The sequence below is a fragment of the Burkholderia ubonensis genome (assembly GCF_902833085.1).
GTDB lineage: Bacteria > Pseudomonadota > Gammaproteobacteria > Burkholderiales > Burkholderiaceae > Burkholderia > Burkholderia ubonensis.
In genome coordinates this window covers 111,735-129,500 of record NZ_CADFEB010000002.1, presented here as the reverse complement: position 1 = coordinate 129,500, position 17,766 = coordinate 111,735, and the positions used below count along the sequence as shown (strand labels likewise).

Here is a 17,766-nt window from a genome sequence, read left to right as displayed (position 1 = left end):
TGCATATTCGTGCAACATCAAGAAATTTCGTGCAAACCATGCTGACGACGCAACGCAAGAAAGCCATCCTCGACATGCTCCGCCGCGACGGCCAGGTGCTGGCCGGCGAGTTGAGCGCGACCTTCGGCGTGTCCGAAGACACCGTGCGCCGGGACCTGCGCGAGCTCGCCGCGGAAGGCCTGCTGCAGCGGGTCCACGGCGGCGCGCTGCCGGCTTCGCCCGCGACCGCGCCGTTCGCGCAGCGCCAGGATCTCGAATCGGCCGCGAAGCGCCGCATCGCGCGGCGCGCCGCCGGGATGATCGCGCCGGGGCAGGTCGTGATCGTCGACGGCGGCACCACGTCGGCGCTGCTGGTGAGCCAGCTGCCCGCGGACCTGCGGGCGACGATCGTCACGCACAGTCCGAGCGTCGCCGTCGCGCTCGTCGCGCATCCGTCGGTCGACGTGATCCTGATCGGCGGCCAGCTGTTCAAGCATTCGATCGTGACGGTCGGCGCGGCGGCGATGGAGGCGATCGCACGCGTGCACGCGGACCTGTATTTCATGGGCGTGACGGGCGTTCATCCGGCGGCCGGGCTGACCACCGGCAATTTCGAGGAAGCGGGCATCAAGCGCGCGTTGGCGGGGCGCGCGGCGGAAACGGTCGTGCTTGCGTCGTCGTCCAAGCTCAACGCGGCGTCGCCGTTCGTGATCGGCGAGCTCGCGCTCGCGCAGACGATCGTCGTCGAGGAGGCGACCGACGCCGCGCTGACGCAGCCGATCGAGGCGGCGGGCGTGACGGTCGTGCGCGCGTAGCGGCACGCCGCTACGACGGAACTCGGTAAGATGACACGCTTGCCGCTTCCGCCGCCACGCGATGCCTACGCCTCCCGCCCCGTCCGCACACCCTGCCCCGCGCCCCGGCGCGCTGGCACTGTTTCTGGCCTTCGCGCAGATCGGCCTGACCAGCTTCGGCGGCGGCCTGAGCGGACGGATGCTGCGTGACTTCGTCCACACGCGGCGCTGGCTCGACGAAGAAGCATTTCTCAACGGCCTCGCGCTGTCGCAGGCGCTGCCCGGCGTCAACGTGAAGAACCTCGCGATCTGGATCGGCTACCGCCTGTGCGGGTGGCGCGGCGCCGTTGCCGGCTTTGCCGGCATCATCGTGCCGCCGGCCGTGCTGATCGTCCTGTTCGGCGTCGCATTCGCGACGCTCACGCGCTTCCCGCTGACCCACGTCGCGCTCGCCGGCGCGGCGGCCGCGGCGATCGGGCTGTCGATCGCGATGGCGCTGACCGCCGTGCGCCGCCTGCCGCGCCGCGCGGCGCCGTTCGTCGTGGCGACGCTCACGTTCGTATCGGTTGCCGTGCTGCACTGGCCGCTGGTGTGGACGGTGCTGATCGGCGGCGGCGCGAGCGTCGCGCTCGAATACCGGCGCGCGGCGCGCGCATCGGCACGGAGCGATCGCTGATGCCGGCCGCGCACCGCTATGCCGCGCTGTTCGGCGTGTTCGCGCCGCTGTCGATCGCGACGATCGGCGGCGGGCAGGCGATCATCGCCGATCTCCAGCGTCAGGTCGTCGACGTCCATCACTGGATGACCGCCACGCAGTTCGTCAACGATTTCGCGATCGCCCGGATGGCGCCCGGCCCCGGCTCGCTGCTCGCGACGCTGATCGGCTGGCAGGTCGCGGGCTTCTGGGGCGCGGTGATCGCGACGCTCGCGCTGTTCGGGCCGACCGCATTCCTGATCTACGGCGTGGCCCACCTGTGGCGGCGGCACGAAGGCGCGCGCTGGCAGATCGCGCTCGAAGCGGGGCTGCGGCCGGTGGCGGCCGGCATGCTCGTCGCATCGGCCTGGGTGCTGCTGCAGGGGCTCGACGGCGGATGGCCGGCGCGCGGGCTCGCGCTGGCTTCGACGGTGTGCGTGATGCGCACGCGCATTCATGCGCTGGCGTTGATCGCGGCGGGTGCGGGGCTGTTCGTCGCGCTGAGGCTGGCCGGTCATTGAAGCCGATGCGGCTCGCGTCCGCTCACCCCGCCTATTCCGCTTCGATCAGTAGCCGAATGCGGCCCGGAACGTTTCCCACGCTTCGCGATGCAACTCGAATCCGATACCGGGCGCCTGCGGCACGGACGCCTGGCCGGCCGCGACCATCGCGCCGTCAGCCAGTCCGCGAAACGGTCGAAACGCGAACGGGTTGATTTCCGCGCCGCCCAAGCCCAGCGCAGCGACGACGTGCAGGCAGAACAGATGACCGCCATGCGGCCAGAACGCGTCGCGCGGCCATCCACGCGCGGTGAAATGGTCGACGATCTGCAGATAGCCCGGCAGGCCGTAGCAGTGGACCGGATCGAATACGAGGACGTCGCGGCCCTTGCGCAAGCCGCCATGCAGATCGAGCAGTTTCGCTTCCGCGAGCGAGAACAGCGCCTCGCCTGCCGCGATCGGCGGATCGTAGCGCGCGGCGACGTCCGCCTGCAGCGCGAAATCGAGCGGGTCGCAGATGTCCTCGAACCACCACGGTTCGAACGGCGCGAGCATCGCGACGGCGGCCCGGCTAGTTTGCGCGTCGTAGGTGTTCATCGCATCGACGGCGAGATGCCGGCTGCTCGGCAACTGCGCCGCGGCCGCTTCGATACGCGCGCGGTCCTGATCGGGATCGACGCCGCCGATCTTGATCTTTGCGTGCGTGTAACCGAGGTCGGTGATCCGCCGCAACTCGTCGGACAGGCGCGCGAGATCGTCGTGCGGATAGCGATAGCCGCCGCCGGCGTAGACACGCACGTGCGGTGCTTCCGCGACTATTCGTCCGAGTCTGTCGGCGAGTAAACGATACAAAGGCAGGCCTGCGATCTTCGCGGCGGCGTCCCAGATCGCCATGTCGAGCGCGCCGACCGCGACGCACCGCTCGCCGTGGCCGCCCGGCTTCTCGCCGGCCATCATCGCCTGCCACGCGCGGAATGGGTCGAGGTTCGTGCCGGCTTCGTCGGCAAGCGCTGCGTCAGGGGCGTTCAACAAGCGCGGCGCGAAGCGCTCGCGGATGAGGCCGCCCTGCGCGAAGCGCCCGACGGACGCGTAGCCGTAGCCGGTGACCGGCTTGCCCTCGCGCGACACGTCGGTGACCACGGCCACGACGCTCGTCGTCAGGCCGCCGGATGGCATCGCCGGGTCGGCATAGCGGGAGACCGGGATCGAATGTTCGCGGATGTCGGTGATGCGCATGGTCCTGTTTCCGTTGTGTTGCAGGTTTTTGCACGAGACACCGGATGCAATCGCTAACCGCGGCGGCGGTTGCGATGCAGCACCTCCGTGATCGCCCCGAAATCGGCCTGGATGACGGCGAAGATGAACGCCGTGGACATGCCGAACAGCAGCACGCCGCAGGACGACTCGATCGCGCCCAGCATCCGCCAGTTGCCGATCAGTGCGAGACCGGACGCGCCGCGCGTCGCCATCGTATCGATCGAGTAGAACAGCGCATCGCCGAACGAGCCGATTGCGTCGAGCCGCACGAACACCGCGGCCCATGCAGCCGCTTCCAGCGTATGCAGCAGGCCGAGGGCGATGCAGATCAACGCGATGATGGCGGTCACCTTGCGCAGGTGCGCGTGGATGTCGACGCGCCTCACGTCGAACGCATGGCGGACCCGACGGGCGGTGACCGCCAGGGAAACCATCGCGGCCGCGTGGACCAGAATGGTCGCCATGCCGAGCAGCACGCCGATCGTCCAGCTTTTCATGGGGGTTTCCGTTTGGGGAGGGCAACGCGGAGGGGAGCCAAGATTAACATCGATGGCGGGGGAATGCCTCTGCGCGGATACTGCCTGCGGGCGTCGCCGGTCGCCGCGTCGGCGTTGAAAGACGGCCCGTTGCCACCGAGCCCGAATTCCTCCTAGAACTCTAGGTTCTGCGAGCGTCGCAAATGACCATTGCCTCAGCTTCCCAGCCCCAACGCGTTAATCAAAACCGCTATTCACGCGCATTCTCACGTCGATTTTCCTCCCTGCTCCACTGAGCGCTACTGTTCATGCAGGGGTTCACGGCGATGCCAGTTTTCACACCAGCGCCAACGCAAAAGGCTGCAGGATCGGATACATGGCCTCGAGCGGGCGTTGCTGCCACTTTTCGACGTCGGCCAGCATCTCGTCGGTGACCGTCGAAATCAGGTCGGGCGACACTTGCAACCCGTACAGTTCCAGCAGATGGCCCTGGATCTGGCGAACGCTCATGCCGCGCGCACACATGCTGATCACGTGGTCGTCGAAGCCCAGCAGCCGGCGTTGATACTTGCCGACCAATTGCGGCTCGAACGTCGCCTGCCGATCGCGCGAGATATCGCCGGGTGTGGCACCGTCTACACCGTGCGGCATCTGGCAGCGATGCTAACCCGCGTTTGACTCCTCAAGGCGGGCCAGCCTCTACCTCACGCGAAGTCTACTGCCTAAAAATCCGAAAAGCTTTGCGGTGGGAAATCGTCGTCGTATCGGATTTTGCCCATGAGACAACTATCCATCCAATTCCGAAGCCGAAGCCGACACAACGAATCCCCCATCCGGCGCAAATCAACTGCGGACTCAACCGGTCGAATCAATAGCCAGAAAGCGGCCGCCCAACATTTGACACGAGCGGCCGGCGGAGGCCGTAGGCCAGGGGGATGTCCCCTCGACACAAGCTTGGGCGTCTAGACTTCGGGAGAAGACTCCAAAGACTAGTTGCTTCTTCGCCCCCTCTATGCTTTCGTGCTCAAGAAGCGCCGAAACAGCGCAGCGTAACCTGGCTGCGCAATCTCAGACACATTCGATCCGTGCCTTTCGTAGTATTTGCCGTGAAAATCGCAAGGCTCGTGGCCTGCTTCCACTTTAAAGATCACAAGGGATCGGCCAAAGTACGAGATCAGTCTCACGTCTCGAGCTATTTGGGCACGCGCCCACTCACTCATCTGCGTTTCAGCGAGCCGCTGCGTTATTCCAAGGAAATAGGAGTCCAACTTCTTCGGAAGCGCGGCGGCTTCATGGTCGATGCCGGTGATCAAGAATCGCTGGTACTCTATTGGCGCTATTCCATACAAATCCTTGATTCTCGCCGCCGTCTTGTCGTCGTCGACCACGCCTACGATTACGTACCCGACCGCCCCTGGACCCTGATTGGCCATCGCCGCAAGTGTCTTGAACACTTTCTCGAAGAGAGGCTCATCGAATTTCGCGGAGCCATCCAAGAGCATGAACCCTTGCTTAAAATCATAGAGTGCTTGCTCCGTGTATGACTGCATCAGAATATTCTCGAATTCCGTGGTCCATGACGATAACGCAGGATCATTTTGCTTTCTCTTAGAGAAGGATTTCTGAAGAAGACCCTTCACCACCGTGATGTTTTTTTCCCGATCGTCCGCGCTGAATCGCCCGCCACCTCCGCCGATTGAAATATTCTCCCCCGCGCCGTCTAGCGCCTTGGCTGCTTTGTTAACATCCTTGATAACCAACTGCTCGTTAATCAATAGCTCCCAAAGAGCCAAAAACACACTCTGAAAATAACGAGGCACTCGCTGCCCGGCATCTGCGAACATTAACTCGTTGAAACGCTTTTTGGACGCCTTCACAATGTCGCGCAAGACATCATGAACTGTCATGTATTGCATAATGAGGACATCGCTGCCAACCTTGTTGACGGCAGTCTCGATCTCGTCGCGTCGAGCTTGCTTTGCACCGTTCGGTGAATAGCCGAAGAATTCATCGATAATCTCAGCACTGGAAGACACTTTTGGAGTCAGAAGGACATATCCGAGCATGTCGGCTATAAGTTCCTCATCACGCGATTGGCGAATGTACTCTCGCGTGAGAATGTTGTTCTGAACCCAGAAGATCGTATCGACATTCAAGCCGTAGGGTAACTCCTTGCTAGTGATACTTATCTGCTTCATAGAGGACAAATACAGCTTGTCACTTGCAGAAACGTCGCCTCGAACCCGCGCAGCAAGATTTCGTACAAGTTGGGCGAAAGAGCTCGTGACCCCAGCGACGCGAAGTTCCTGCCTTGACAGGTGCTTCCCATAAGCATTGATCCTACGAAAGATCTCATCGATTTGTGTATGAGCAGTAGCAGGATAGACGGTGAGTGGCAGGCTATAGCCGACAATCTTGACGCAGATTGCTCTATCGAGAACGGGCGTCTTCTGACTCAACTGCCCCTTGTCAAGGAGAAGTTTCGTTTGGGCCATAGCCTGCAGATCAAAGTATGCTCCGTCGAGATCGAACTCCCCTTCTATGAAGGAGACGATTGCGTTTAGCCGCTGCATTCCGTCGATGATCTCAAAGCGGTCCTCCCCCTCGTGTTCCACATCTGCTAGCAAAATCAACGGAACGGGAAACGCCTGACGCAGCGAGTCAATAAATGCGCGCTTCTCATCTATGGACCAGACGAGCTTCCGTTGATACCGTCGGTTCACGAGAAATCTGCTCTCTGCATTAAAGCCGTACACGCGTTCGACGCTTTCGTTGCGATTTGTAAGGTCTTGCTTGATGCTTGCCATTTGGTGACCGCTTCTGAGGGTGGATTCTAGGGAAGTCTTCGTTGAAGGTACTGCACTTGGATTGAAACGCTAACAGTTCAAACTGAGGCGAAGGTTTCGGCATTACTTGGAAAGGCCGATGATAACTGATGGGATCATGCGAACCTACTGCCCTCGACAAACCGACTCGACCGCGCACGCTTCGGTACTGCTTTGCAACACATCTACTCTAGGCCGGTAGCAATATCCTCATGGTGTGTGTAAGCACTGTTTGGGCATGTCGATGTGGCGACGAACATGATCTGCGCCCCTATTCTAAGGGTCGGCTGCAGAGCAGTATGCAGTCCACTTGATATGCTGCCTGGTCGGACGCGATGAAAGCAGACACTGGCGAGGGACTGCCTCTGGACGTTCTCAAGCTGTTCCACAGCCAGCCATGCCCGTTTCGCTGCCACCGCCCCAAACAGCCCGCTTGCCATCCCCGCGTCAAACCCTGTACAATCATCCGTTCTGCGGGCGTCGTATAATGGCCATTACCTCAGCTTCCCAAGCTGATGACGTGGGTTCGATTCCCATCGCCCGCTCCACTTTCCGGCTGCATCGCAGCCTGCGCGTCAGCCGCCTCATCGAAGGCGGCTTTTTTGTACCGCGCGCCGGTCCCGCCCGGCGCGGCAACCGCGCCACGGGCCCTCGCCCGCAACCGAGCCTTTCTCTGTCACCGATGATGCACGACGACCCGAACGAAGCCGGCCTGCCGCCGCACGACGACGCCATCCCCGACGAAGCCGCCGCCGGCGACGACGCAGTCAATCCGCTGCATCTCCGCCGCATCCGCAGCTTCGTGACCCGCGCCGGCCGCGTGTCGACCGGCCAGCGCCGCGCGCTCGACGACCTCGGCCCGCGCTTCGTCGTCCCGTACACGCCGGAAACGCCCGACTGGAGCGCCGTGTTCGGTCGCAACGCGCCGCGCATCCTCGAAATCGGCTTCGGCATGGGCGCGTCGACCGCCGAAATCGCCGCGCACCGTCCGGACGACGACTTCCTCGGCGTCGAGGTGCACGAGCCGGGCGTCGGCGCACTGCTCAAGCTGATCGGCGAGCAGGACCTGACGAACATCCGCATCATCCAGCACGACGCGGTCGAAGTGCTCGAGCACATGCTCGCGCCGGACAGCCTCGACGGCGTGCACATCTTCTTCCCCGATCCGTGGCACAAGGCGCGGCATCACAAGCGCCGGCTGATCCAGCCGCCGCTCGTCAAGCTGCTCGCGTCGCGCCTGAAGCCCGGCGCGTACCTGCATTGCGCAACCGACTGGCAGAACTACGCGGAACAGATGCTCGAAGTGCTCGGCGCCGAGCCGTCGCTCGAGAACACCGCCGACGGCTACGCGCCCCGCCCCGACTACCGCCCGGTGACGAAATTCGAGCGGCGCGGAATCCGGCTCGGCCACGGCGTCTGGGACCTGATCTTCCGCAAGCGCGCAGGCTGACCACAGCGCATCACGCAAGCCGCACATGCAACGACGGCCCGACCGGCATCTGCCGGTCGGGCCGTCCGTCATTGGGCTCGCCGAACCGCGCGTCAGGCGTCAGGACCCTCCTGCATCGCGCTGCGTCACGCCCAGTTCAGCCAGCCGCTGTAGCCGACCAGCAGCACGAACAGGCCGAACACGATCCGGTACCACGCGAACGCGGTGAAATCGTGCGATGCGACGTAGCGCAGCAGCCAGCGCACGCACGCGAACGCGCTGACGAACGACGCCCCGAGCCCCAGCGCGAACAGCCCGATCGAATCGACCGTGAACGCGTGCCAGTCCTTGACGGTTTCGTAGAGCGTCGCGCCGAAGATGATCGGTATCGCGAGGAAGAACGAGAATTCGGTCGCGACGCGCCGGTCGAGGCCGAACAGCATCCCGCCGATGATCGTCGAGCCCGAGCGCGACATACCGGGAACCAGCGCGAAGCATTGCGCGAGGCCGACCTTGAGCGCATCGAGCGGCGTCAGCGCATCGACCGACTGCACGCGCGGCGCGTCGCCGCGCTCGCGCTGCCGCGCCTCGGCCAGCAGGATGATCGCGCCGCCGACGACGAGCGCGAACGCGACCGGCACCGGCGAAAACAGCACCGCCTTGATCTTCTTCTCGAACAGCAGGCCGAGCGCGACCGCGGGAATCGTCGCGATCACGACGTTGAGCGCGAAGCGCCGCGCGTCGGGCCGGCTCGGCAGCCCGGCGACGACCGACACGATCCGGCGCCGATACTCCCAGCACACGGCGAGGATCGCGCCGAACTGAATCACGACGTCGAAGGTCTTCGCATGCGCATCGTTGAAATTCAGGAAGCTGCCCGCGACGATCAGGTGGCCGGTGCTCGACACCGGCAGGAATTCCGTCAGCCCCTCGACGACGCCGAGGATCAGTGTCTTGAAGATCAGTATCCAGTCCATCCGTGGCCCAGTTTCGAAGTGGTCGAAGAAATGGGCCACGCACCCGCCGCGGCCCGCCCGGCCGCGCGCGGCGCATCGTCACTTCTCGACGATCGCCACGCGTATGCCGTTTGTAAGAATTGTGATTGTACCGGGTTCGTAATTCACGCCGGCGAATTGCAGCTGTTCCGGCTTGAACGTGTAGATCGGATAGTCGGTCAGCAACTGGGTGGCGATCATGCCGGCGGCCGCGCCGATCTGCTGCGCGTACATCTGTGCGTCGCCGTCGAGCGTCAGGCTGTCGACGGCCGGCGTCTTGATCACGACCGAGCGGCTCGGCGCGTCGTACGCAAGCTGGCCGGAAACGGTGAACTTGCCGTTGACCGGCATGCGCAGGAACGGGCTCACGAAGTGCGCGTCGACCTGCACGGCGATGCGGTTCTGGTCCGGCAGCAGGCCGACGACCGGATTCGCGAGCGACACGTCGAGCACCGACGCGACGGTCTTCTGGTACGGGAACTTGCGCGCGACCGCCTTCTGCACGTCACCGCGCGAGAACGTGTAGTGGTCGGGAATGAACGGGAACGTCGACGCGCACGCGGCGAGCGACACCGACACGCCGACGGCGGCGGTGCATGCGATGAGGAAGCGGCGCCGACTGGACGCGCGGCTGGCGGTCATGCTGAATCTCCTATGCTTGCCGGAATGGGCGCCTGGTCGATCGGAGGCCCCATGCCGATGTCAGCGCGGCTGTGACGGCTGCGACGGCTGCGTCGCGGTTTCGAGCCGGGCGAGCCACGCGAGCGCGTCGGCGCGCGACGCGCCGCACATCTCGGCCGACGGCTGCAGCCCCGAGCAGCACGCGGGCCGCTCGGGCCGGCCGAAGATCCGGCAGCGCAGGTCGTCGCCGAGCTGCGCGCAGCGCACGCCGGCCGGCTTGCCGTCGGGCATCCCCGGAATCGGGCTGGAAATCGACGGCGCAATGCAGCACGCGCCGCAGGCCTCGCGGCACGCGTGGGGCGGCGGAACTTCGGCGGGCGCCGGGTGGACGGGCATTTCGACGGACAACTCGGCTCTCTCGAACGGAACGACGGCAACGACGCGGCGCCGCGCCTCGAGGCCGGCCGCCGCACCCCGCATTGTGCCATCCCCGGCTGCGACGTTATTACACAATGCGGACGAATCGCGCGTTTATATACTCCGAAGCATCTAAATGCGCGAGACCGCGATGAGCTCAGCCGACACCTTGTTCCGTCCCGATTTGCTCGCGAAGTACGGCGCGAACGGGCCGCGCTACACGTCGTACCCGACGGCGCTGCAGTTCCGCGACGACTTCGACCCGGCCGACTACGCGCGTGCGGCCGGCGACCCGGGCGCGTCGTCGAGCGAGCTGTCGCTCTATTTCCACATCCCGTTCTGCAACACGGCCTGCTTCTACTGCGGCTGCAACAAGATCGCGACCAGCAACCGCCGCCGCGCGCGCCCGTATCTCGACCAGCTCAAGCGCGAGATGGCGCTGCAGGCCGCGCTGTTCGACCCGGCGCGCCCGGTCACGCAGCTGCACTGGGGCGGCGGCACGCCGACCTTCCTGTCCGACGACGAGACGGCCGAGCTGATGGCGGCGACCCGCGAGCATTTCACGCTGGCGCAGGACGCCGACGCCGAGTTCTCGATCGAGATCGATCCGCGCACGGTCACGCCGGCGACGCTCGTCCACCTGCGTACGATCGGCTTCAACCGGCTGAGCCTCGGCGTGCAGGATTTCGATCCGGCGGTGCAGCAGGCGATCAACCGCATCCAGCCGCTCGCGATGACGGCCGACCTGCTGAGCGCCGCACGCACGACCGGCTACCAGTCGGTCAGCGTGGACCTGATCTACGGGCTGCCGCACCAGACCGTGGCGAGCTTCGGCCGCACGCTCGAGACGATCATCGAGCTCGCGCCGGACCGGCTGTCGGTGTTCGGCTACGCGCACATGCCGCACCTGTTCAAGATGCAGCGGCAGATCGACGACGCCGCGCTGCCGCCGCCCGCGACGCGCGTCGCGCTGCTCGGGCTCGCGATCGAGATGCTGACTGCGGCGGGCTACGTGTACATCGGCATGGACCACTTCGCGCGTCCGGGCGACGAGCTCGTGACGGCCCAGCAAAACGGCACGCTGCAGCGCAATTTCCAGGGCTACAGCACGCGCGCGGACACCGACCTGATCGGCATCGGCGTGTCGTCGATCGGCAAGGTCGGCGACGTCTACGCGCAGAACGCGAAGGATCTGCCCGCGTACGGGGCGGCGCTCGACGCGGGCCGGCTGCCCATCGCGCGCGGCGTGCGGCTCACCGCGGACGACCGGCTGCGCCGCGACGTGATCACGCAGCTGATGTGCAACCTCGAACTGCCGTTCTCGCACGTCGAGGCCGCGCACGGCATCCGCTTCGCGGACCATTTCGCGCGCGAGCTGGACGCGCTGCGCGAATTCGAGCGCGACGCTCTGCTGAGCATCGCCGGCGACCGCCTGACGATCCATCCGGCCGGCCGGATGGTCGTGCGCAACATCGCGATGGCGTTCGACGCCTATCTCGCCCACACGCCGCAGCAGCGCTACTCGCGCACGGTCTGAGCGGGGCGCCGGCCGCGCACGCGCGGCCGGTTGTTGATAAAGTGTGGGCCTCATGTCCGCAGCAGAACCCGCACCATGCGCACCACCAAGGCGACCCACGCGGTCGAACGCCTGAAAACCCGCTCCGGCAACCCGCAACTCGCGGCGGTCGCGATGCCGGGCGGCCTGTTCTATCTCGTCGACCGCTCGAGCGGCGCCGCCGAAAAGCGCTGCGAGCCGCTGCCGCTCGACGAGTTCGTCAAGTTCGTCGACGACCTTGGCCCCAAAAAACCGCGCAAGGCCAGCAAGCTCGACCTCGCGTTCGAGGAACAGATCAAGAACAGCAAGCGATAAGCTGCATTGCAGGGCTTCTGAAGGCTGGCTGCCCGTCCCGTTTGGTACAATTCGAAAGTTTTTCTATCTCCGCTGACGGCCGACCAGGCTGCATGACCACCATGAATATCGAACAAGCGCGTTTCAACATGATCGAGCAGCAGATCCGTCCATGGGACGTCCTGGATCTGGAAGTTCTGGGCCTGCTGTCGATCGTCAAGCGTGAGAATTTCGTCCCGGCCGCATACCGCGACCTGGCGTTCGCCGATCTCGAGCTGCCGCTGCCGGGCGGTCACAAGATGCTGTTCCCGCGCGTCGAGGCGCGCGTGCTGCAGGAGCTCGCGGTGAAGAAGCACGAGAACGTGCTGCTGATCGGCGCGGGCTCGGGTTACCTGGCCGCGCTGTTCGCGGCGCGCGCGCAGCACGTGACGGCCGTCGACATCGATCCGGCGATCGCGAAGCTCGCGGAGGACAACCTGCGCAACAACGGCGTGACGAACGCCGAAGTCGTGCTCGGCGACGGCTCGCGCGGCTGGCCGGCGAAGGCGCCGTACGACGTGATCTGCGTCGCGGGCGGCCTGCCCGTCGTACCGCAGGAGATGCTCGAGCAGCTCAAGACCGGCGGCCGCCTGTCGGCGTTCGTCGGCGGCCGTCCGGTGATGAAAGCGCAGGTCATCACGCGCATCGACGACAAGCAATACCGCGTCGCCGACGTGTTCGAGACCTACGTCGACCACCTCGTCAACGCGATCGAGCCGTCGCGCTTCAAGTTCTGAGCGCCGCCATGCAGATCCTGACGCCCGCGATGCTCGCGGACTGGCTCGCCGACAAGACCCGCCCCGCGCCCGTCGTGCTCGACGTGCGCGAGCCGTGGGAAATCGCCACCGCGCAGATCGCGGGCAGCGTGTCGATCCCGATGCAGCAGATTCCCGCGCGCAGCGAGGAGCTGGACGACGAAGCCGAGATCGTCTGCGTGTGCCATCACGGGATGCGCAGCGCGCAGGTCGCGATGTTCCTCGAATCGCGCGGCTTCACGAAGCTCTACAACCTGCAGGGCGGGATCGACGCGTGGTCGCGCGACGTCGATCCGGCCGTGCCGCGGTACTGACCTGACTGACCGGCCGGCCGCACCTCGCCGGCCGCACGAATTGCCCGACGGGCGCGCGCTGCGCGCCCGTTTCTCTTTCCGCCCTACTCCGTTTCCTTCAGCGCTTCCGCGACGATCGCGAACAGCTCGGCAATCTGCGCCTCCTCGACGATGAGCGGCGGCGAGAACGCGAGGATGTCGCCCGTATAGCGCACCATCGCGCCCTTCTGGTAGCACCTGACGAACACGTCGTACGCGCGCGCGCCGGGCTTGCCGTCGCGCGGCTTCAGCTCGACGCCGCCGACGAGGCCGAGATTGCGCACGTCGATCACGTGCGGCGCGTCCTTCAGCTTGTGGATCTCGCGCTCGAACACCGGCGCCATCCGCGCGGCGCGGTCGAACAGCTTCTCGCGCTCGTACAGGTCGATCGTCGCGCACGCGGCGGCGGCCGCGAGCGGATGCCCCGAATACGTGTAGCCGTGGAACAGCTCGATGCCGGCCGGCGCGCCGTTGACAATCGTGTCGTGGATCGCGTCGCTTGCCGCGACCGCGCCCATCGGCACCGCCGCGTTGTTGGTGCCCTTCGCCATCGTCAGCAGGTCGGGCGTCACGTTGAAGAACTGCGCGGCGAACGGCGCGCCCAGGCGCCCCCAGCCGGTGATCACCTCGTCGAAGATCAGCAGGATGCCGTACTTGTCGCACAGCGCCCGCAGGCGCTCGAGATAGCCCTTCGGCGGAATCAGCACGCCGGTCGAGCCGGCCACCGGCTCGACGATCACCGCGGCGATCGTCGACGCGTCGTGCAGCGCGACGAGCCGCTCGAGCTCGTCAGCGAGGTGCGCGCCCCACGTGGGCTGCCCTTTCGAGAACGCGGCTTCGTTGAGATTCAGCGTATGCGGCAGGTGGTCGACCGACGGCAGCAGCGCGCCCGAAAACGCCTTGCGGTTCGGCGCGATCCCGCCGACCGAGATGCCGCCGAAGCCGACGCCGTGATAGCCGCGCTCGCGGCCGATGAAGCGGGTGCGCTGCCCTTCGCCGCGCGCACGGTGATACGCGAGCGCGATCTTCAGCGCGGTATCGACCGCCTCCGAGCCGGAGTTCGTGAAGAAAATGTGCTTGAGGTCGCCGGGCGTATGGCGCGCGATCCGGGTGGCCGCCTCGAACGCCTTCGGATGGCCCATCTGGAAGGTCGGCGCGAAATCCATCTCTTCGGCCTGCGCCTTCACCGCCGCGACGATCTCGTCGCGCCCGTGCCCGGCGTTCACGCACCAGAGCCCGGCGGTGCCGTCGAGAATGCGCCGGCCGTCGTGCGACGTGTAGTACATCCCCTTCGCCGATACCAGCAGGCGCGGCGCATCCTTGAACTGGCGGTTGGCGGTAAACGGCATCCAGAAGGCGGACAGATCGGGGGCGTTCGTTTGCTGCTGACTCATGGCGGCTCCTCGGTGGAATCGTTCGGCGCGGCTGCGCGGTGGCAGGGTGCGCCGGCGTGGTGCGAAGACATGATGCGAAGCAATGCGAAACCCGAGTGTAAGCACCGCAACGGTGAAGCACAACCGTGCACCATTTGCGCCCGCGCGCCTGCACCGCGACGAGCCATTCGTGCCACACGACGCGTCACGCGCACCGCGCCGCCGCCCGCGCGGCGCACGGCCGCCGTGCATGCGCGTGGCTGGCACATGCCTTGCGTAATACCGATGGTCGGCGCCGCAGCGGCGCACGCACATCCAACACGTCAAGGGGAACTCGATGAAACGTCGCAGTCTGTTGAAGTTCGGATCGATGGCCGGCGCGCTCGCGCTCGCGGGCAAGAGCCCGTTCGCCCGCGCGGCCGATGCGGGCAGCGGCCCGATCAAGGTCGGCATCCTGCATTCGCTGTCCGGCACGATGGCGATCTCCGAGACGTCGCTGAAGGACACCGCGCTGATGACGATCGCCGACATCAACAAGAGCGGCGGCGTGCTGGGCCGCAAGCTCGAGCCGGTCGTCGTCGATCCCGCGTCGAACTGGCCGCTGTTCGCGGAGAAGGCGCGCCAGCTGCTCACGCAGGACAAGGTCGCGTGCGTGTTCGGCTGCTGGACCTCGGTGTCGCGCAAGTCGGTGCTGCCCGTGTTCGAGGAGCTGAACGGCCTGCTCTACTATCCGGTGCAGTACGAGGGCGAGGAAATGTCGCGCAACGTGTTCTACACGGGCGCCGCGCCGAACCAGCAGGCGATTCCCGCGGTCGAGTACCTGATGAGCGCCGAAGGCGGCGGCGCGAAGCGCTTCTTCCTGCTCGGCACCGACTACGTGTATCCGCGCACGACCAACAAGATCCTGCGTGCGTTCCTCAAATCGAAGGGCGTGAAGGAGGCCGACATTCAGGAGGTCTACACGCCGTTCGGCCACAGCGATTACCAGACCATCGTCGCGAACATCAAGAACTTCTCGCAAGGCGGCAAGACGACCGTGATCTCGACGATCAACGGCGACTCGAACGTGCCGTTCTACAAGGAGCTCGGCAACCAGGGGATCAAGGCGACCGACGTGCCGGTCGTCGCGTTCTCGGTCGGCGAGGAAGAGCTGCGCGGGATCGACACGAAGCCGCTCGTCGGGCATCTCGCCGCGTGGAACTACTTCATGTCGGTGAAGAACCCGTCGAACACGAAGTTCAAGGACCAGTTCGCCGCGTGGGTGAAGGCGAACAACCTGCCCGGCGGCGCGAAGCGCGTGACCAACGACCCGATGGAAGCGACCTTCGTCGGCATCCACATGTGGAAGCAGGCGGTCGAGAAGGCGAAGAGCACCGACGTCGACAAGGTGCGCGTCGCGATGATCGGCCAGAGCGTCGCCGGGCCGTCCGGCTTCACGCTGACGATGGACGGCAACCATCACCTGCACAAGCCGGTGATGATCGGCGAGATCCGCGGCGACGGGCAGTTCAACGTCGTGTGGAAGACCAAGACCGCGATTCGCGCGCAGCCGTGGAGCCCGTTCATCGCGGGCAACCAGGGCAAGCCGGACGTCGTCAGCTCGATCCCGGCGTTCCTGCGCCGGCAGCGCGCGGCGCTGGCCTGATGCGGCACGGGGCGCCGCGCGAACGCGTGGCGCTCCCGGTCGCGGCGGTTCGTCGTTGCAGCACGCCGGTTTCGGCCGGGAGCGCAATCGCGAACCGTCACCGCGCCCGCCGACGCCCCGGCATCGCCGCACGAGACCTCTTCCCCAGTCTGCCAGGACTTCCCGATGCCTACACTCCTCCGCCGCGCCGCCGTCGCGCTCGTTGCGTGTACCGCCCTCGCCGGCGTCGCGCCGCGCACGGCTTTCGCGCTGACGGCCGCCGACACCGCCGCGCTCGCCGGCGACGACTTCGACGCGAAGGCTTCCGCGATCGAACGGCTCGCCGCCGATCCCGATCCGCACGCCGTGACGCTGCTCGATGCGCTGTCGTCCGGCGACGCGCTCGCGACCGGCGACGGCCGCATCCTGATCCAGACCGGCGACGCCGCGCACGACGCGCTGACGCAAGCCGCCGCGCAGCCCGGCGACGCGCAGCCGGTGATGCTCAACAACCTGCTGCGCACGAAGATCGCCGCCGCGCTGTCGGGCCGCGCGCTTGCGTCGCCGGACGTCGCGGCGCGGCGCGACGCGATCGACGCGCTGCTGAAGTCGCCCGATCCCGCGCTGAAGCCGATGATCGACCGCGCCCGCGCGAACGAGACCGACCCGTCGCTGAAGCGCCGTCTCGACGCGCTGTGGGCGATCGCCGCGCTGCACGACGCCGATCCGGCGAAGCGTCTCGACGCGGTGCGGCTCGTCGCCGCGCGCCGCGATCTCGACATGATCGAGCAGTTGCGCCCGCTCGTCGCGAAGAACGCCGACGGCAGCTTCGCGGAACCCGACGCGCGCGTGCGCGACGCCGCGCAGCAAGGGCTCGACGCGCTGCACGCATTGCAGCGCCGCGGCGAGATCGCCGGCACCTTGTTCGCGGGCCTGTCGCTCGGCAGCGTGCTGCTGCTCGCGGCGCTCGGCCTCGCGATCACCTACGGCCTGATCGGCGTGATCAACATGGCGCACGGCGAATTCCTGATGATCGGCGCGTATGCGACCTACGTCGTGCAGACGCTGGTGCAGCGCTTCGCGCCGGCCGCGTTCGACTGGTATCCGCTCGTCGCGGTGCCCGCGTCGTTCGCCGCGGCCGCGCTGGTCGGCATCGTGCTGGAGCGGCTCGTGCTGCGGCACCTGTACGGCCGCCCGCTCGAGACGCTGCTCGCGACCTTCGGCGTGAGCCTGATCCTGATCCAGGCGATGCGGATGCTGTTCGGCGCGCAGAACGTGCAGGTCGTGAACCCGTCGTGGATGAGCGGCGGCGTGACCGTGATGCAGAACCTGATCCTGCCGTACAACCGGCTCGTGATCCTCGCGTTCGCGCTCGCGGTGGTCTTCATCGCGTGGGCCGTGCTGACGAAGACGCGGCTCGGCCTGTTCGTGCGCGCGGTCACGCAGAACCGCCGGATGGCCGCGTGCGTCGGCGTGAAGACCGCGCGCGTCGACGCGTATGCGTTCGCGTTCGGCGCGGGCATCGCGGGCCTCGGCGGCTGCGCGCTGTCCCAGATCGGCAACGTCGGCCCGGATCTCGGCCAGAACTACATCATCGATTCGTTCATGGCCGTCGTGCTGGGCGGCGTCGGGCAGATCGCCGGCACCGTGCTCGGCGGCTTCGGGCTCGGCCTCGTCAGCAAGGCGATCGAGCCGTTCTGGGGCGCGGTGCTCGCGAAGATCGCGGTGCTCGTGATGATCGTGCTGTTCATCCAGAAGCGTCCGCAGGGCATGTTCGCCCTGAAGGGACGCAGCGCGGAGGCCTGAC

General features: G+C 66.1%; 17 protein-coding genes, 1 tRNA gene and 1 pseudogene. 11 read left to right on the top strand and 8 right to left on the bottom strand.

Annotation, left to right across the window (positions count from 1 at the left end):
• Positions 1-38: 38 nt before the first annotated feature.
• The 3 genes from HWX31_RS04545 to HWX31_RS04535 all read left to right on the top strand — a co-directional run bounded on the left by HWX31_RS04545 (position 39) and on the right by HWX31_RS04535 (position 1,988).
• The gene (locus tag HWX31_RS04545; RefSeq protein ID WP_174963371.1) at positions 39-794 is read left to right on the top strand and encodes a DeoR/GlpR family DNA-binding transcription regulator; all 756 of its coding nucleotides are present in this window, start codon (positions 39-41) and stop codon (positions 792-794) included.
• 61 nt (positions 795-855) lie between these two features.
• Complete coding sequence (locus HWX31_RS04540; RefSeq protein ID WP_059662745.1) at positions 856-1,449, top strand: chromate transporter; 594 nt, start codon at positions 856-858, stop codon at positions 1,447-1,449.
• Complete coding sequence (locus HWX31_RS04535) at positions 1,449-1,988, top strand: chromate transporter (RefSeq protein WP_174963330.1); 540 nt, start codon at positions 1,449-1,451, stop codon at positions 1,986-1,988. The genes HWX31_RS04540 and HWX31_RS04535 overlap by 1 nt, the downstream gene beginning before the upstream one ends.
• Positions 1,989-2,033: 45 nt before the next feature.
• Here HWX31_RS04535 and HWX31_RS04530 read toward each other — a convergent pair whose 3' ends face one another.
• The 4 genes and pseudogenes from HWX31_RS04530 to HWX31_RS04515 form a co-directional block, all read right to left on the bottom strand.
• Entirely contained in the window at positions 2,034-3,203 is a 1,170-nt protein-coding gene (locus HWX31_RS04530; protein WP_174963328.1) for an enolase C-terminal domain-like protein, read from the bottom strand.
• A 53-nt stretch (positions 3,204-3,256) separates the two neighbouring features.
• Positions 3,257-3,721, bottom strand: coding sequence for a two pore domain potassium channel family protein (locus HWX31_RS04525; protein ID WP_174963326.1), 465 nt, complete (start codon positions 3,719-3,721; stop codon positions 3,257-3,259).
• 342 nt (positions 3,722-4,063) lie between these two features.
• Positions 4,064-4,318: pseudogene (locus tag HWX31_RS04520) on the bottom strand (transposase); the annotation flags it as partial.
• A 392-nt stretch (positions 4,319-4,710) separates the two neighbouring features.
• Positions 4,711-6,507, bottom strand: coding sequence for a DUF262 domain-containing protein (locus tag HWX31_RS04515; RefSeq protein WP_174963324.1), 1,797 nt, complete (start codon positions 6,505-6,507; stop codon positions 4,711-4,713).
• 491 nt (positions 6,508-6,998) lie between these two features.
• Between HWX31_RS04515 and HWX31_RS04510 the strand changes: the two genes are divergently transcribed.
• Together HWX31_RS04510 and trmB are read left to right on the top strand one after the other, a co-directional pair.
• Positions 6,999-7,073, top strand: a tRNA-Gly gene (locus HWX31_RS04510).
• Positions 7,074-7,207: 134 nt separating this feature from the next.
• Positions 7,208-7,975, top strand: a complete 768-nt coding sequence (trmB, locus tag HWX31_RS04505) for a tRNA (guanosine(46)-N7)-methyltransferase TrmB (RefSeq protein WP_059615752.1) — start codon at positions 7,208-7,210, stop codon at positions 7,973-7,975.
• Between the two features lie 125 nt (positions 7,976-8,100).
• On the opposite strand, the gene HWX31_RS04500 is transcribed toward trmB, so the two are convergent.
• From HWX31_RS04500 to HWX31_RS04490, 3 genes are all read right to left on the bottom strand, one after another.
• On the bottom strand, positions 8,101-8,931 hold the full coding sequence (locus tag HWX31_RS04500; protein WP_059618004.1) for an undecaprenyl-diphosphate phosphatase: 831 nt from the start codon (positions 8,929-8,931) through the stop codon (positions 8,101-8,103).
• A 78-nt stretch (positions 8,932-9,009) separates the two neighbouring features.
• On the bottom strand, positions 9,010-9,591 hold the full coding sequence (locus tag HWX31_RS04495; RefSeq protein WP_059731416.1) for a DUF1439 domain-containing protein: 582 nt from the start codon (positions 9,589-9,591) through the stop codon (positions 9,010-9,012).
• A 60-nt stretch (positions 9,592-9,651) separates the two neighbouring features.
• Entirely contained in the window at positions 9,652-9,966 is a 315-nt protein-coding gene (locus HWX31_RS04490) for a YkgJ family cysteine cluster protein (protein ID WP_174963370.1), read from the bottom strand.
• 172 nt (positions 9,967-10,138) lie between these two features.
• Here HWX31_RS04490 and hemN point away from each other — a divergent pair, with 172 nt between their 5' ends.
• From hemN to HWX31_RS04470, 4 genes are all read left to right on the top strand, one after another.
• Positions 10,139-11,524, top strand: coding sequence for an oxygen-independent coproporphyrinogen III oxidase (gene hemN / locus HWX31_RS04485; RefSeq protein WP_244143659.1), 1,386 nt, complete (start codon positions 10,139-10,141; stop codon positions 11,522-11,524).
• 75 nt (positions 11,525-11,599) lie between these two features.
• Positions 11,600-11,857: a hypothetical protein gene (locus HWX31_RS04480; protein WP_060003776.1), complete on the top strand. Its 258-nt coding sequence runs from the start codon at positions 11,600-11,602 to the stop codon at positions 11,855-11,857.
• 101 nt (positions 11,858-11,958) lie between these two features.
• A complete protein-coding gene (locus HWX31_RS04475; protein WP_059615799.1) occupies positions 11,959-12,612 on the top strand; it encodes a protein-L-isoaspartate O-methyltransferase family protein in 654 nt (217 codons plus the stop codon).
• 8 nt (positions 12,613-12,620) lie between these two features.
• Positions 12,621-12,944 carry a rhodanese-like domain-containing protein gene (locus tag HWX31_RS04470; protein WP_010091617.1) on the top strand — a complete coding sequence of 108 codons (324 nt, stop codon included), beginning with the start codon at positions 12,621-12,623 and terminating at the stop codon, positions 12,942-12,944.
• Positions 12,945-13,027: 83 nt separating this feature from the next.
• On the opposite strand, the gene aptA is transcribed toward HWX31_RS04470, so the two are convergent.
• Positions 13,028-14,356 (bottom strand): omega-aminotransferase AptA, encoded by a 1,329-nt coding sequence (gene aptA / locus HWX31_RS04465; protein ID WP_174963320.1) that lies wholly within the window; start codon positions 14,354-14,356, stop codon positions 13,028-13,030.
• A 316-nt stretch (positions 14,357-14,672) separates the two neighbouring features.
• Between aptA and urtA the strand changes: the two genes are divergently transcribed.
• Both urtA and urtB read left to right on the top strand, forming a co-directional pair.
• Complete coding sequence (urtA, locus tag HWX31_RS04460) at positions 14,673-15,980, top strand: urea ABC transporter substrate-binding protein (RefSeq protein ID WP_059615759.1); 1,308 nt, start codon at positions 14,673-14,675, stop codon at positions 15,978-15,980.
• A 165-nt stretch (positions 15,981-16,145) separates the two neighbouring features.
• Positions 16,146-17,765, top strand: a complete 1,620-nt coding sequence (gene urtB / locus HWX31_RS04455) for an urea ABC transporter permease subunit UrtB (protein WP_174963318.1) — start codon at positions 16,146-16,148, stop codon at positions 17,763-17,765.
• The last annotated feature ends 1 nt before the right edge of the window (position 17,766 follow it).

Bases quoted from the DNA above. Each gene is read 5' to 3' on its own strand.
- HWX31_RS04545 (WP_174963371.1), top strand. From the start codon at position 39: ATGCTGACGACGCAACGCAAGAAAGCCATCCTCGACATGCTCCGCCGC.
- HWX31_RS04540 (WP_059662745.1), top strand. From the start codon at position 856: ATGCCTACGCCTCCCGCCCCGTCCGCACACCCTGCCCCGCGCCCCGGC.
- HWX31_RS04535 (WP_174963330.1), top strand. From the start codon at position 1,449: ATGCCGGCCGCGCACCGCTATGCCGCGCTGTTCGGCGTGTTCGCGCCG.
- HWX31_RS04530 (WP_174963328.1), bottom strand. From the start codon at position 3,203: ATGCGCATCACCGACATCCGCGAACATTCGATCCCGGTCTCCCGCTAT.
- HWX31_RS04525 (WP_174963326.1), bottom strand. From the start codon at position 3,721: ATGAAAAGCTGGACGATCGGCGTGCTGCTCGGCATGGCGACCATTCTG.
- HWX31_RS04515 (WP_174963324.1), bottom strand. From the start codon at position 6,507: ATGGCAAGCATCAAGCAAGACCTTACAAATCGCAACGAAAGCGTCGAA.
- trmB (WP_059615752.1), top strand. From the start codon at position 7,208: ATGATGCACGACGACCCGAACGAAGCCGGCCTGCCGCCGCACGACGAC.
- HWX31_RS04500 (WP_059618004.1), bottom strand. From the start codon at position 8,931: ATGGACTGGATACTGATCTTCAAGACACTGATCCTCGGCGTCGTCGAG.
- HWX31_RS04495 (WP_059731416.1), bottom strand. From the start codon at position 9,591: ATGACCGCCAGCCGCGCGTCCAGTCGGCGCCGCTTCCTCATCGCATGC.
- HWX31_RS04490 (WP_174963370.1), bottom strand. From the start codon at position 9,966: ATGCCCGTCCACCCGGCGCCCGCCGAAGTTCCGCCGCCCCACGCGTGC.
- hemN (WP_244143659.1), top strand. From the start codon at position 10,139: ATGAGCTCAGCCGACACCTTGTTCCGTCCCGATTTGCTCGCGAAGTAC.
- HWX31_RS04480 (WP_060003776.1), top strand. From the start codon at position 11,600: ATGCGCACCACCAAGGCGACCCACGCGGTCGAACGCCTGAAAACCCGC.
- HWX31_RS04475 (WP_059615799.1), top strand. From the start codon at position 11,959: ATGAATATCGAACAAGCGCGTTTCAACATGATCGAGCAGCAGATCCGT.
- HWX31_RS04470 (WP_010091617.1), top strand. From the start codon at position 12,621: ATGCAGATCCTGACGCCCGCGATGCTCGCGGACTGGCTCGCCGACAAG.
- aptA (WP_174963320.1), bottom strand. From the start codon at position 14,356: ATGAGTCAGCAGCAAACGAACGCCCCCGATCTGTCCGCCTTCTGGATG.
- urtA (WP_059615759.1), top strand. From the start codon at position 14,673: ATGAAACGTCGCAGTCTGTTGAAGTTCGGATCGATGGCCGGCGCGCTC.
- urtB (WP_174963318.1), top strand. From the start codon at position 16,146: ATGCCTACACTCCTCCGCCGCGCCGCCGTCGCGCTCGTTGCGTGTACC.